This window comes from Pseudomonas sp. JL27(2026), from assembly GCF_056933555.1.
Genome location: NZ_CM167794.1, coordinates 2513248 through 2527570 on the forward strand (window position 1 = coordinate 2513248; position 14323 = coordinate 2527570).

The 14323-nt window shown below is 56.3% G+C and carries 13 protein-coding genes and 2 pseudogenes; all 15 read right to left on the bottom strand.

Annotated elements, in window-relative coordinates:
• Nucleotides 1–92: 92 nt before the first annotated feature.
• The 15 genes and pseudogenes from AC1Z1G_RS11435 to AC1Z1G_RS11505 all read right to left on the bottom strand — a co-directional run bounded on the left by AC1Z1G_RS11435 (nt 93) and on the right by AC1Z1G_RS11505 (nt 14294).
• On the bottom strand, nt 93–2513 hold the full coding sequence (locus tag AC1Z1G_RS11435; protein WP_483627015.1) for a TonB-dependent siderophore receptor: 2421 nt from the start codon (nt 2511–2513) through the stop codon (nt 93–95).
• Between the two features lie 78 nt (nt 2514–2591).
• The gene (locus AC1Z1G_RS11440; RefSeq protein ID WP_483627016.1) at nt 2592–3581 is read right to left on the bottom strand and encodes a FecR domain-containing protein; all 990 of its coding nucleotides are present in this window, start codon (nt 3579–3581) and stop codon (nt 2592–2594) included.
• Nucleotides 3582–3588: 7 nt separating this feature from the next.
• Nucleotides 3589–4104 carry a sigma-70 family RNA polymerase sigma factor gene (locus AC1Z1G_RS11445; protein WP_483627017.1) on the bottom strand — a complete coding sequence of 172 codons (516 nt, stop codon included), beginning with the start codon at nt 4102–4104 and terminating at the stop codon, nt 3589–3591.
• A 114-nt stretch (nt 4105–4218) separates the two neighbouring features.
• A complete protein-coding gene (locus tag AC1Z1G_RS11450; RefSeq protein ID WP_483627018.1) occupies nt 4219–4503 on the bottom strand; it encodes a hypothetical protein in 285 nt (94 codons plus the stop codon).
• Between the two features lie 238 nt (nt 4504–4741).
• Nucleotides 4742–5104 (bottom strand): hypothetical protein, encoded by a 363-nt coding sequence (locus tag AC1Z1G_RS11455; RefSeq protein WP_483627019.1) that lies wholly within the window; start codon nt 5102–5104, stop codon nt 4742–4744.
• An 80-nt stretch (nt 5105–5184) separates the two neighbouring features.
• Nucleotides 5185–5700 carry a DUF4303 domain-containing protein gene (locus AC1Z1G_RS11460; protein ID WP_483627020.1) on the bottom strand — a complete coding sequence of 172 codons (516 nt, stop codon included), beginning with the start codon at nt 5698–5700 and terminating at the stop codon, nt 5185–5187.
• 80 nt (nt 5701–5780) lie between these two features.
• A pseudogene (locus tag AC1Z1G_RS11465) lies at nt 5781–6248 on the bottom strand (RHS repeat-associated core domain-containing protein); the annotation flags it as partial.
• Nucleotides 6249–6365: 117 nt separating this feature from the next.
• Nucleotides 6366–6995, bottom strand: coding sequence for a hypothetical protein (locus AC1Z1G_RS11470; protein ID WP_483627021.1), 630 nt, complete (start codon nt 6993–6995; stop codon nt 6366–6368).
• Nucleotides 6996–7067: 72 nt separating this feature from the next.
• A complete protein-coding gene (locus tag AC1Z1G_RS11475; RefSeq protein ID WP_483627808.1) occupies nt 7068–7379 on the bottom strand; it encodes an AHH domain-containing protein in 312 nt (103 codons plus the stop codon).
• Nucleotides 7365–7670 (bottom strand): annotated as a pseudogene (locus tag AC1Z1G_RS11480) (RHS repeat-associated core domain-containing protein); the annotation flags it as partial. The pseudogene AC1Z1G_RS11480 and the gene AC1Z1G_RS11475, both read right to left, overlap by 15 nt.
• Nucleotides 7671–7907: 237 nt before the next feature.
• A complete protein-coding gene (locus tag AC1Z1G_RS11485) occupies nt 7908–8345 on the bottom strand; it encodes a hypothetical protein (protein ID WP_483627022.1) in 438 nt (145 codons plus the stop codon).
• Between the two features lies 1 nt (nt 8346).
• Nucleotides 8347–8958, bottom strand: a complete 612-nt coding sequence (locus AC1Z1G_RS11490) for an RHS repeat-associated core domain-containing protein (RefSeq protein ID WP_483627023.1) — start codon at nt 8956–8958, stop codon at nt 8347–8349.
• Entirely contained in the window at nt 8955–9455 is a 501-nt protein-coding gene (locus tag AC1Z1G_RS11495) for a hypothetical protein (RefSeq protein ID WP_483627809.1), read from the bottom strand. The genes AC1Z1G_RS11490 and AC1Z1G_RS11495 overlap by 4 nt, the downstream gene beginning before the upstream one ends.
• A 1-nt stretch (nt 9456) precedes the next feature.
• The gene (locus tag AC1Z1G_RS11500) at nt 9457–10131 is read right to left on the bottom strand and encodes a hypothetical protein (protein WP_483627024.1); all 675 of its coding nucleotides are present in this window, start codon (nt 10129–10131) and stop codon (nt 9457–9459) included.
• Entirely contained in the window at nt 10128–14294 is a 4167-nt protein-coding gene (locus AC1Z1G_RS11505) for an RHS repeat-associated core domain-containing protein (protein WP_483627025.1), read from the bottom strand. The genes AC1Z1G_RS11500 and AC1Z1G_RS11505 overlap by 4 nt, the downstream gene beginning before the upstream one ends.
• Nucleotides 14295–14323: the final 29 nt, after the last annotated feature.

A 14323-nucleotide genomic window follows, 5' to 3' on the forward strand; every position in this document is an offset into this window, starting at 1 on the left:
AGATAATCTGGTACGGATGATACCTGTTCCAGCCAGGTGGCCGGGTGCGTCAGGCCCATCGTTAGACAGGCGCTGACGTAGCCGGCCGAGGGTCAGAAGTTGTACTTGAAACTGGTCATGATGTTGCGTGGCGCCCCGTAGTTGCCGTAGGCGCCGGCGTAGCTGTAGTACTCGCGGTCGAACAGGTTGTTGAGGTTGACCGAAGCGCTGAGCTGTTGGCTGATGTCATAGCGCGCCATCAGGTTGGTGATCGCGTAGCTGCCCTGGGTGAAAGTGTGCAGGTCATTGCCCACTTTGCTTTGCCAGTTCACGCCACCGCCCAGGGTCAGTTTGTCGAACGCGCCCGGCAGGCGGTAGGTGCTGAAGGTCTTGAGACTTTGGCGTGGCAGGGTGGTGTTGATGCGTTTGTCATCGGCGTCCGTGGTCACGGTGTAGGCATAACCGGCGCTGGCTTGCCAGCCCTCGGCCAGTTCGCCATTGAGCTCGAACTCCACGCCTTGGGACGTGGTGTCCTGCTCTGACTTATAGATGTTGCTGCCCGGGAATTCGGCCTGCCACACGGCGAGGTTGTCCTGCTTGAGTTTGAACAGCGCCATGCTGGAGTTCAGACGACCGTCGAAGTGCGTGCCTTTCACACCCAACTCGTACCCTTTGCCTTGCATCGGCGCCAGCGACCGGTTGTTTTTATCCCGTACCCAGGAGGCTTGCGGGTTGAAGATGCTGGTGTAGCTGGCGTACACCGACCAAACGTCGGTCAGGTCATAGACTACACCGGTGTAAGGAATGAACACCCCGGTTTCCCGGCTGCGGGTTTCGATGCGCGAACCGCTCGGCCCCTCTTCGGTATCGCGTTTCCAGTCGACCAGGCGTCCGCCCAGGATCAGGTTCAAATCGTCGGTCAGGTGGAACCGGCCAGTGAGGTAGGCGGCGTACTGGGTTTCCTCGGTGGACGATTTGTCGACGACCGGGAAATCCGGCTTGGGGTTGTTGCCGTGGTAGTCGAACAGGTTGTCGATGGCACCGGCACTGGAGCCCGAATAGTCATAACGCCAGCCGCCGTACCTCGGCACGTTCTCGTTGTAGTTGGACAGGGTCAGCCCGCCGATCAATTCGTGTTCACGACCCAACAGGTTCAGTGGCCCGGTCAGGTACAGGTCCAGGTTGTCCTGGCGCGGAACACCGGAGAACCGCACCGGCAACAGGCTGGTGCCACTGCCGTCGGGTTGCAGGGTGCCGTTGAGGTAGGTGAACAGCTCGTCGAATTTGTTTTCGGTGTGGGTGTACTCGATCTTGCCACTCCAGCCGTTGCCCAGTTGTTGCTCGATGGAGGTGAAGTAACTGGTCTGCTCGTGATCGTTATAGGACCAGTCAGGCGAGCCATTGGTCGAGCGGCTCAGGTCGGTCCGGGCGCCGTTGGGCAAGCGTGTGGGCAGGCCGGAGCGCAGGGGGGCGTCGACGTCGGTGCGCAGGTAACTGAAACCCATCGTCAATAACGTGTCTTCGTTCAGGTCGAACTCGGTGATGCCGTACAGCAACTGCGATTGTTCTTTAAAACGGTCGATCCAGGCACCGCCGGTTTTGTAGTCGGCCACCAGCCGGCCACGGACGTTGCCGCTTTCGGTCAATGGGCCGGAGACGTCGAACCCGGTGCCGTAGCGGTCCCAGTTGCCTGCTTCGCCCGTGACGCTGGCCTGCGCTTCATAGGTCGGACGTTTGCGGATCAGGTTGATGGTGGCTGCCGGGTTGCCCAGCCCGCTGATCAGGCCCGTGGCACCGCGCACGACTTCAACGCGGTCGTACTGGGCCATGCTTTGGGAGTAGTTATCCATGCGGGTGACGGTCGGCACGCCGTCGATTTCGACGTTCTGGATTTGAAAACCACGGGACCAGAAACTGTCGGATTCGGTGCCCATGCCATCGCGCAGCACGATGATTCCGGGGGTGGCGTCCAGGGTGTCGACCAGGTTCGTCAGGCGTTGATCGTCGAGCCGCTGGCGGGTCATCACGGTGAGCGACTGCGGCGTTTCGCGCGGGGTCAGGTTCAGGCGCGTCGAGCTGCTGGAAGACTGCGTGGTGTAGGAGTCGGTGGCTTCGGTGGTCGAACCGGGGGCCTTGCCGGAAATGGTCAAGGCATCCAGTTGCATGGCGTTTGTGCTCGGGCGTTCGGCGATACGGTAAGCGCCGTTGGCGCCGGGCACCGCTTGCAGGCCGGTGCCGCCGAGCAGCACTTCCAGGCCACTGGCTACGTCAAAGTGTCCGTTCAGCCCTTGGGTCCTGCGGCCCTCGGTCAGCTCGGCGGGGTAGCTGACCAGCAAATGTGCGGTCTCACCGAATCGCGCCAGCGCTTCACTCAATGGCCCGGCCGGGATGGCGAAGTCGAGCTGGTTTTGTGCAGCCTGTACCTGGGGCGACGCCAGCCACAGCGGGCTGGTTGCGGTCATGCAAACAATGCCGTGCAGCACAGCGGCGGCCAGTTGCTGTTTGAGCGGGCGTGGTTGATTCGGGTGGCGCATGGGGGGTATCCCAATGAAGTGGTCGTTGGGATACAAGTCTCGTGAGAAACGAAAACGGCTCACCCATTCGCAAAAAAATCAGCTGTAAGCGTTTTTTGGTTTCAGCGTGACCCAATAGCGGGTCATGCGGTGGACGTCCAGGGCAAAGGTTTCACCCAGGGCGGCGAGCACTTTATCGGTGTCGTCCAGCGGGAAAGTCCCGGAGATCCGCAGCTCGGCAATCAATGGGTCGCACCCCAGATGACCTGGACGATAGCGGGCAAGGTCCGCAAGGAAATCGGCCAGGCGTTGGCCACGTGCGACGATCATGCCTTGGGTCCAGGCCAGTTCGCCGGCATCCTGAGGGCGCCGGGCCAACTGACCTTGCCTGTCGAAGCTGATGATTTCGCCGTGGGGCACCGGGGCGAGGGCGGCCGATGGCGCCAACGGAAACACCCCGAGGCCGCCCTGTACCGCGCCGGCCTGGGTAAAACCGTTGCGTTGACGTACGGCAAATCGTGTACCCAGCGCCTGAATCCGACCCTCGGCGGTGTGCACCCACAACGGGTGCCCGTCGACAGAGGCGACATCGACGATGATTTCCCCGCGGCGCAAGCGGATCAGCCGTGCCTGTGGGTCGAAGTTCACGTCAATGGCGCTGTCGGTGTTGAGCTGCACCGTCACGTGTTCAGCGAGTTGCAACGTACGGCGCTCACCCACGGCGCTGCTGAAATCACTGGACCAGCCTTGCACAAGCGCGGTGTCCCTGGCGCCCCAGGCAACCCCTCCGGCGGCGAGTAGCACGGCCAGACTTTTCAGGGTGTTGCGACGCGATAGCATCGGTGACAACGTGGCGCTCGCTAGCGCTTTCTGGCCGGGCGAACGCAGCGCGCTCATGCGCAGCGAAAAGGCTTGGGCGCGTTGCCAGGCCTTTTCGTGCAGCGGGTCGGCCTGGCGCCAGAGTAACCAGCGTGCGCGGGTTTGCTCCGACACCTGGGGCTCTTGCAACTCCAGTAACCACTGCATGGCCTCTTCGGCGATGTTCAGCGCGATAGCGCCATCGCCGGGTGTACGTTGAGGGATGCCCATCGCCGCTTCAGGCCCAGTCACCGTCAAGGACGATGCACTGGGCACCGGCCTTGACGATGTAGCGTTTGACAGTGGCGATGGACACGTGCAGGCGATCGGCGATCTCGCCGTGGCTCAACCCTTCGAGTTGGGACCAGAGAAACGCCTTGCGCACCGGCAGTTCCAGGCGTTCCAGCACGGCGTCCAGTTCCAGCAGGGTTTCCAGCAAAATGGCTTGGGTTTCGAGGTCCGGCGTTACAGCTTCAGGCAAGCTCGCCAACGTCAGCAAGTAGGCTTTTTCGAGCTTTTGCCGACGGAAGTGATTGGACAGAACACTCTGTGCCACCGTCGCCAGAAAGCTGCGCGGTGCCCGAACCTCGATCGGTTCGGCCTTGCTCAACACACGAACGAACACGTCTTGCGCCAGGTCCGCCGCGCTGTGCGAACAACCCAACCGGCACCTTAGCCAGCGTTGCAGCCAGGAATGCTGCTCGCGGTACAGGGCCGCGAGACCGTAAAGGCTTGCCGGAGGAGTCGAAGACATGGAGTACGCACGGAGTAAGATGAGAGGGGGTTGCTAATGATAATGGTTATCATATTGGCCCCTGCGAAACCTGGCAAGTGCCGGTTTTGCGACCCTCTCTGTTCCTGCGCAGGATTACTCTGGTTTAGGCTCGTGCTTCACCAAACGCGCAGCCACCAGGAACGTCACCAGCATCGTGACACCTCCCCACAGCGCAGGCCCGACCGTCGGGATGGGACGCAGCACCAGAAAACCGACAGTCGACGCCGCGATAGCCACAATCACCGCCAACTTCTTGTCCGCCGTGATCGAAAAAAACTGGCCGCAACCTTTGCACTCACGGGCACCGCCCGGTTTGCTCGGCCCCATGAGCGCACGTGAAAAAGGGCTGATGTTTGTTGCGCAGTGAGGGCATTTCATTGAATAACTTCCTTGCTATAGGGATGAGTACTAAAACGGTGTAACGGACAGGGTAGGGCGCTATCTTCGGGCATTAACGCGTGGCCGTTGGCCGAGGGCCTTGAAATGACCTGCCTGAAAATGCGGGCGGCATTATAGAGGCAATTGGATCCATTTGTCGTAGTGTCGGGAACACTGTTTTCTGGTTTTGAGGGCTGGTTCCGCAGATTTCTTGGTTGTTTCAGTCAGCAGCGTCTGGTTAGTGGTTTGGAAAAATTCCTCCGCAGTAGCTTTCCCAGAGGTTGTTGATGAATTCAATGTCAGCATTGCAGTCGAGCGTCATTGCAATCAACCCGAAGTCATCAGACACGTAGCCCGCCAGTTCGGCATTCTGGGTTAGGTTGAAGACTTGTTTGAATACGGTTTCCCTTATTGATGTGGTAGTTTCGCTCTCGGAGTATTTAGCTGTGTTGAGCGTGTCATGGCTGGTGCGCCAGGCGTTATCAAACTCGGTAGAGTCGCGGGTATCCAGCTGTTCATTCCAGTCAATATGTTTGCTGAAAATGCATGCCAGGAAGGTGTGATTACTTACTTTTTTGAGGACTTCATTTGGGGTTGTCATGTGGGGGCGATTCGATCCGTGTCTTTAGTGATACCGTTGATTTTCGGGTGGTCTGTATGAAAGGCTTTAGTCGTTGCGGGCTATTGCTGAGAAATCCACTCTTCAAACTCGGTGGCTTCCGAGGGCGAGTTGATTTCCTTGATCCAGCGGGTTTCCGTTTCGGGATCCAGGCTGTCAGTCACAGAAAAAACGAAAATGCACTCGTCTGATTCGGATGCTCTTATGTCTTTGAGGGCCTCTACGCAGATATTGAAGATGTCATTTCGATATTGTTGAAATTCGGAGCCGTCTGGAACTGAGTCGGATAGCTCTGTCATGGTTTTTGATATGTCGGTGAAGAACTCGGATCCAAAGTCTTCGTGAGCCCATTCGGCGGGAGCCCACTTGAGGTAAATCGGGTTTTCAGGATACTGCTCTTGCATTTTCGCAAGGTGAGTCGTGCTGTTGAAAGAGGCTGCCAGAGAAATAGCGTCTGAATCTGTATATAATGCGAACCCGCAGATTTCGGTGTTCACTGTTTCTGTCTTGATTTTGTTGATCGCCGCTCGGGCGGCAGAAATGATCTGGGTTCGTAATTTGTTGGTGTCGAAATTCACAGTGCTATGTCTCTTTGTTTTCTAATATTTAAATAGAAGTTCAGGTGTTTACTGGGTCTTATGGTGTTAGTCCGAGTGGTTGAGTTCGCCGCGTATTGATAAAGATTATCCCCACCCATCAACCCAATCGGGTCCTGAGTGGTGAACCTCCCCACCGCAGGATCGTAGTACCGGAACGTGTTGTAGTACAGCCCGGTTTCGCGGTCGTGGTACTGCCCCTGGAAACGCAGGTTCTGTTCCACCAGGTTCGGTGACAATGCCTCCAAACCGCCCCACGCCTTGTAGTACGCGCGCCACACTACGTGGCCGTCGGCGTCGGTCATTTCTTGGGGGGGGCCGATCTGGTCGGTGTGGAAGTAGTAGTGCCGGGCTTCCTGTTCCGGGTGTTCGGGGTTGTTGTCGACGCGGGCCAGTGGGGCGTAGCTGCCGGGTTCGTAAATGTAGAGGCTGCGGCGCTCGGCGTGTTGTTCCTGAAGCAGGCGCAGGCCTTGCCAGAGGAAGCGGGTGTGCTGGGTTTGCTCGTTCTGGGTGACCTGTTTGCCGATGCGTTAGCCCAGACCGTCGCAACTGAGAATCATGTGAGTATGAGCCGCACTAATAAGGGACTGCCGAAATGTTTAGCCACTGTAAGCACAACATTTCGGATAGGTCACACTGAACCAGAGTTATTTTTTGGGAAAAACTTTATATGTGCTTCCGTCCGACAGAGCTTCGGTAATAATCACTCCATTGCTAGTGTGGACTAATTGATAGAGTCGACTTGTGATTACTTCATCTGTCAGCCATGATCTTTGGTGTATTGAGGTGATTTTGTTGTTTTGGTAGTTGTAGTCTAGTTCAATGTATTTGCCGCGACGGTTCAAAAAATATGAATTTATTGTTGTGCTGTTTTCGAGTTTTGCCCATTTCACAAGGTTTAGGTTGGCTTCTGTATCATTGTCTCGGGAGCTGCTAAAGGTAAATTCAATTGCGTGATCTGGCTTGTAAATAAAAAACCGCTTATAAACCAGCCAGCGCCCCTCTCTTGAGTTGTATTCTGCATATTCTGTCTCGCTGATTATTTTTCCATGCTTATCTAGATAGTAACACTGTTTGTTGTTTCCCGGTTCTGACTCATTTTTTAGCATTCTTCCTGCCTTGTGGCCAAGTAACTCTGCATTGTAAGGAAGTAAGTCATAGGCAGGCATTACTCCAATTCCCCATTGGGTTGATATTGACTCTTGTTCCACCCATTTTAAAAGCTCTGGATATTTATTTTTGTTGTCTTCAAATAGCGACTGTAAAGTATCTTTCATTGCGATTCCTTATCTCACGGCAGGGAAGATCTTTCCGTTCTTAAGTTGGTCTTGGAGCTTGGCTAGTCCTATCTAAAATTCAACTTTCGTTTTTGAGCCCTTCAAGGTATTCCAAGCATGCTGTTTGTAAGAAATGCCATGTACGCCTTCACCCGCATGTGCAGTTGCCTTTGAGCCAGGGAGATGACTAATAGCCTTATTTGGAAGCCAAATGCCATTTGCTTCGTCATTAATACCGACTCCAAATTTTTTCATGCGCCGCCTTAGCCAGAGCATGCGAATATCTTTTGAGTTAGACATGACAATATGGTGAGCATTGTGCTTGGCTCCTGGTACACCACCTAGACTTCTTGCAAGTTTTGATGCATCAGAGCTACAGCTCAACCCCCACGGATCAATCCACCCCATCAACCCAATCGGGTCCTGAGTGGTAAACCTCCCCACCGCCGGATCGTAGTACCGGAACGTGTTGTAGTGGCTGAGCAACTGGCCGAGGGCGTTGTAGGTGTAGGTGTAGGTGTCGTGGCTGCCGTCGGGGTGTTCGATGCGCAGCAGTTCTCCATCGGGCTTGCGGGTCAGGCGGGTGGTGCGCTCCAAGGCATCCTTGATGCTGACCAGATGCAGGCGTTCGTCGTAAGCGTACTGGCTGCGATTGCCGGTGCAGTCCTGGTATTGCTCTAGCTGGCCGAGGTACACCTGAGACTGGGAGCTGACTGATCACCATTTTCTTACCCGCCTCAGGGCGAGATTTTACTGGTCGGTCCTGTAGTGAGCGCTTACACATCTCAATAAAAACCGGCACTCAGTGCCGGCCTGTACTTTTTTGCTTTGGATGACTGCCCGATTCTTGGAGTCAGTACAAGTCCAAGTACATCATCATCGATTAGTCCCTAGGCTAAGATACTCAAAACGCTAGCCGATAGTTTTTTGGGCTTCTATAAAAATCCCATTAATTTCTTTAGCGTATTTTTTTGCGCTTGGTATTCTAGAAGATTTTATATATTCAACAAGCCTTTCCGGATGGTTTAAGATCAAGAAGTACTCAATCAAATGGCCGATTGGGAAGTTTATTTGTGGCGCTTCATTAACTATGTTTTCATCCCCTCCGTCAGGCTCAATATATGTTTTGTACTTGTTTACAGTATAGCTTATGGTTTTGTGCCTATGATTGCTCATTAGCCATTCTATGTCATCTAAAGAGACGGAAGAGCTCTCTAGTGAGGTGGTTATGACTTCGATAATTATACTGTGTATGGCCGTTTCTCTATCAATGCTTACAGGCATCTCTTTATCTAGATCATTCAAGTAGCTCGTATAAAAATCGGACTTCATGAAGTTTAGCAATGCCATGTCAGTATCCTTTGTAGTTTCCAATACCTTGTATTACCTCTATTAGCTTTGAGCCTGGGTATCTAAATGGGTCATTTTCAGCATATTTCCATGGGGTCACTTTCTCCAGGTTGTATGGAATATCAACGTTACGTCCTGTGCGCTGCGGCCAATGACGATGATTTAACTCTAGCGAGACATTTCTTGTTCTCACTGTCTGCGTTCTAAAATGAAATTCTTTGACTCTTATTCTTGGCGCCAATCCTGAACGCATTCGTAACATATTGGTTGTTGAGTACATGCCTTTTGAAGCAGATTTTGCTTCCGCTTTCCAATAACTACGCCTTGCTGAATTCCAGCACTTGAGGCCTAGTGGGTCGACCCATACCAGCGGATTAAGCCCATATTGATAAAGATTATCCCCACCCATCAACCCAATCGGGTCCTGAGTGGTGAACCTCCCCACCGCAGGATCGTAGTACCGGAGCGTGTTGTAGTACAGCCCAGTCTCCCGGTCGTGGTATTGCCCCTGGAACCGCAGGTTCTGTTCCACCAGGTTTGGTGGCAACGCCTCCAAACCGCCCCACGCCTTGTAGTACGCGCGCCACACTACGTGGCCGTCGGCGTCGGTCATTTCTTGGGGGGGGGGCCGATCTGGTCGGTGTGGAAGTAGTAGTGCCGGGCTTCCTGTTCCGGGTGTTCGGGGTTGTTGTCGACGCGGGTCAGTGGGGCGTAGCTGCCGGGTTCGTAAATGTAGAGGCTGCGGCGCTCGGCGTGTTGTTCCTGAAGCAGGCGCAGGCCTTGCCAGAGGAAGCGGGTGTGCTGGGTTTGCTCGTTCTGGGTGATCTGTTTGCCGATGCGTCGGCCCACGGCGTCGTACTGGTAGCGGGCCTCGCTGCTCAGGGTGGTGCCTTGCCAGGTCTGGGCGTGGATGAGGCGGTTTTCACTGTCGTAGTGGAACCGTTGCATCGCACCGCCCGCGCTGGTTTTTTCGCTGAGGTTGCCCCAGGTGTCGTAGCTGAAACGCAGATCCTTAAAGGCGACCCTGCCGTCAAGACTACCGGCATGAGCATAGAGAAGGTAATTAGTCAGCAGTAAAAGATAAACGGTTAGATGGGATTGCGTCCGCAGCCTATATCAATGCTGATAGTGGTACGGAGTATAAAATACGCTCATCTCCAATATTGATCTTTGTCGTAATAATTAAATTGTCCTCCTCAATGAGAATGTCTTTGAATTTGTAATGAAAAGCCACTTCGTCTGGAGGTGTGACGAGAATTGTACGGTCGTATACAGTCTTTTCATCTTTGGATACGTGTAGCTTTAGTTTGAATTCGTCAAGTGTCATGGCGCAGTCGAGACGACATCTTATTCCTATGTGGCGGAAACTCTTATCTTTGAATACCCATTCATTGCGAAGGCCGCCAGCTTTAAAATCATCAAGCCATTGGAGAAAATGATTGAGCGGAATATCAAATTTTGATGAGGCTTTTTTGAGTCCGGTGATCAATAAATCGATGTAGTACTCGGCAAGTAACTCTGTTGGGGTCGAGCGGCAGCGGTCTATGTCAAAAACGATCGGGACAGCAAGAGCCTTCGTGGATGCTACATACATTTCGCTTTGTGGGTTGCTGTATCCTATAATGCAAATTTTATTGAATTTTTCAGAGTTGAATTTCAATGATGAAAGTTGTCGCTCAAGATAATTGCAGATGTGGCGTGTCTGATCCCTGATAATGGAGATATCTTCTGGGCGGTTGTGAAACTCTACGAGGTCTGGGTAGAGATAAATTTGTTTTAGTATCATGGTCGGTGGTGCCTCAAAGGATCAAGTGTGCTGCGATGTGCATTAGCATTTTGCGCTTCCCATTTTAATATGTTCTCGCGTGCATCAGCTCCCGCGGGCTCATGTTTTACAATGCGCGACTCATATCTGTTGGCGTTTCCCGGTTCAGCATTCCATTTTCGTACTTGAGTTTCTGCACGTGCAGATTTGCCGTCCCTTATCCGTATACGCCCACCGCTTACACCGGTTTTTACCACGGCGCCACCACTTTTAGTATCAATGATTTCATATCCGTGTTGAGCCTTAGTACTAGTCTTTGCATTGCCATTACACCAACCCCAAGGGTCAATCCACGAACTCGGATTGGGAGCATACTGATAAAGATTATCCCCCCCCATCAACCCAATCGGGTCCTGAGTGGTGAACCTCCCCACCGCAGGATCGTAGTACCGGAACGTGTTGTAGTACAGCCCGGTTTCACGGTCGTGGTATTGCCCCTGGAACCGCAGGTTCTGTTCCACCAAGTTCGGTGACAATGCCTCCAAACCGCCCCACGCTTTGTAGTACGCGCGCCACACCACGTGGCCGTCGGCGTCGGTCATTTCTTGGGGGGTGCCGATCTGGTCGGTGTGGAAGTAGTAGTGCCGGGCTTCCTGTTCCGGGTGTTCGGGGTTGTTGTCGACGCGGGCCAGGGGAGCGTAGCTGCCGGGTTCGTAAATGTAGAGGCTGCTGCGCTCGGCGTGTTGTTCCTGAAGCAGGCGCAGGCCTTGCCAGAGGAAGCGGGTGTGTTGGTTTTGCTCGTTCTGGGTGACCTGTTTGCCGATGCGTCGGCCCACGGCGTCGTACTGGTAGCGGGCCTCGCTGCTCAGGGTGGTGCCTTGCCAGGTCTGGGCGTGGATGAGGCGGTTTTCACTGTCGTAGTGGAACCGTTGCATCGCGCCGCTGGCGCTGGTTTTTTCGCTGAGGTTGCCCCAGGTGTCGTAACTGAAACGCAGGTCTTTGAAGGCCAGGATGCGGTTGTCCGGGCGGTTGTCGAATTGCCATTTGCCGCTGCCGCTGAGGTTGCCGGCCGGGTCGTAGGAGAAGTCTTCGACTTGCAGTTGCGGGTGCTGCGGTTGACGGCTGCGCAGTTGGCCGCTGGCGTCGTAGCTGTAGTCGGTCACGTCGCGCTGCTTGTCGACCACCCGCAGCACTTCGCCGCCGGGGCTGTAGTGATAGCGGCGGTGCAGGGCGGTGGCCGGGTGTTGTGGGTGGCCGAGCAGGCTGTCGGTATTGTCGTTGAACCGGCTGAGCTGCTCGTGGGGCAACTGGATCGCGGCCTGCCAGAGTTTGCGGCCCTTGGTGTCGTAGCCGAAGCGGCTGGTGAGTTTGCCTTGGGTGCGCAGGGTTTCGCGGTGCAGGGCGTCGCGCTCGAAGTCGCTGATCAGATGACCGTCGAGGTTGACCTGATGCAGGTGACCGCTGCCGTAGTAAAGCTGATTGAGCTGACGGCCGTCTGGCAGTTCCAGGCCGGTGAGGTTACCCAGCACGTCGTAGCGGTAATGCAACTCGCCGCTGCTGCTGGTTTCACTGAGCAACTGGCCGGCCGCGTCGTAGCTGAACGCCAGATGGTCGTCGCCGATGCCCAGCGCTTTACCGGCCGCAGTGGGTAGGCGGTCGATGGCAATCACCCGGTCGGCGTCGTCGTACTGATAGTCGAGGCGCGCGTCTGCGGTCATGCGGCTGAGCACACGGCCTGCGGCATCGTGTTCGAACTGCTGCTGACGCGAGACTTCGTCGAACGACTGCGCAGCGATTTCGTCCAGCTGGGTCAGGTAGCCGCCGACGCTGTAGCTGAAGCGCCGGCGGAGACCGTCCACCCGAACTTCTTCTTGCAGACGGTCGCTGGCGTCGTAGCTGAACCGGTAGGCCGCCTGGTTTTCGTTGATCAGCGCCACCAGCCGTTGGGTTTTGTCGTACTGGTAATGCACCTGCTGGCCACGGGCATCCTTGCGCTTGCTCGGCAAACCGCGTGCGGTGCGCGACAGGTAAACGGTGTGGTCGTCGGCGTCGGTGTGGCTGAGCAACTGGCCGAGGGCGTTGTAGGTGTAGGTGTCGTGGCTGCCGTCGGGGTGTTCGATGCGCAGCAGTTCGCCATCGGGCTTGCGGGTCAGGCGGGTGGTGCGTTCCAGGGCATCCTTGATGCTGACCAGATGCAGGCGTTCGTCGTAAGCGTACTGGCTGCGGTTGCCGGTGCAGTCCTGGTATTGCTCGAGCTGGCCGAGGTTGTTCCACCACAGGTGGGTGGTGTTGCCGAGCGGGTCGACGGAGGTGTGTGGCAGGCCGGCGTCGCTGTTGAAGAACTGAGTGACCTGGCCCAGTGGGTCGGTGCTGTCGAGCAGGTTGCCGCTGCGGTCATAAGTCCAGCTCGCGCTGCTGCCATCCGGGCGCTCGATGGCGGTGACGAGGTCGGTGTTCAGGTGATAGCTGTAGCAGGTCGAGCGGCCCAGCGGATCGGTTTCTTCGACCAGTCGGGAAAGGTCGTCGTAGGCGAATTTGAGCTGGTTGCCGTCAGGCAATTCCAAGCCCGTCATGTTGCCTGATTTATCCAGTTCGAAGCGGTACTGCTCGCCACCGAAGTCACGGCTGGCCACCACGCGCCGACCTTCGTTGTAGTGGATCTGGGCGACGCGCCCGAGCACGTCGCGAACATCGGTTTGCCGTTGCGCAAGGTCGTAGTGGAAGTGGAAGTGCTCGCCGTCGTTGGTCCAGTGCTCGACCACGCGCGGTTCGTTGTCGCTGAAGGTCGTTGACCAGCGGTAATGGCAAACCAGCCCGAGAGCGTTCTCGTGGGCGACCATCAACCCGTGCTCGTAGGCGAAGCTGCGTACCCGGTCGCCGTTGCGGTTGATCACCTGTTGCAACTGGCCGTGGGCGTCGTACTGGTAATGCACCAGGGTTTCCACCGGTCGGTTGTCGACCACACGCTCGACACGGCTCAGGCGCCGGGGGTGATGGTCGTAACACAGATGCAGACGAATGCCGCCCGTGGCGCAGATGTCGCTCAGACGCTGTTGGTTGTCGTAGCTGAACGTGAGGAAATGACCGAGCGCGTTTTCGATCCGCCGCAGTGGCGCGGGTTGGCCGTTTCCCGGCAATTCACCGAAGTAGAAGAAGGTGTTGTCGAGGCTGTGAAGCAGGTAATGACCGCCTTCGGAGCGCACCACAAACAGTTGTTCGTCCGTCAGGTACAGGCGTTCGCCCGGCTCAAGAGACGGCAGCAGCAGGTCACGGCCCTGGTTGTCGCGCAGGTAGAGCTGGTCGTCTTCCAGGCGCAGGCTTTGTTCCCACGGCAGCACCCAGCCGCGCCCGAGCAGGCCTTCGTGGATGAGGTCGCTGGCATAAAAACGTGCCCAACTGATGGGCATCAACCCCGGCAGGCTGAAGTCGGTTTCGCCGTCTTCCAGGAGCAGTTTACGCCCGCTGATGGCATCCACCGGGTTGCCCATCAGGGCCCCGGCGACGCGTCCGATGGCTGGGCCGATGACGAATTGCCCGGCCAGCTCGCCGACAACGAACCCCGCCGCGAATTTCAGGGCGCAGGGGGCCACTTGCTTGAGGCCCACCTTGCCGGCCATCAAGCCCAGTTTCAGCAGGCCACCGGCCGCACCGGCCACGGCCATGAGGATGTCGACGGTGGTGCGCAGCCATGGCGGGATTTCATCGTCTATCGGCAGGTATTGCTCGGCGTCGGCGCCGACAAAGACGTTGTCCGAACCGCTGTCGATGGCACTGCCGCAGGTCAGTTTGTCGCCTTTGCGCGCAGCGGCCAAACCGTTGTAGAAGACCTTGCCTGAACCTTCGGCAACCAATGGCAACGGGTTCGGGTGCTTCTTGCAGATCCCCGTGCTGGCTTCGGCCTGAGCGGCCTTAAGGCCGTTGATGAACACATCGGGGGAGCCGCTTTCGATGCCTCCGGCGGGGGCCTTGGACATTCGTCCTATGGCCTCACCCCCAGCGGCCAGCCCCATCCCTCCCAGGCCTGCTATCAAACCCACCACCAAGCCGGCCCCAAAGCCGCAAGTCGCGACCGTAAAGATCGCTGCCGCTGCAATCAGGGCCAGCCCCAGTGCCGCGCCCACCAGGAAACCGACGAGGGCGTTGCTGTGGGCAATCTCGTCATTAAGCCGTGCTGCTTCGAACATGCGAAGTCTCTCTGTCGCGTCGACCCTTC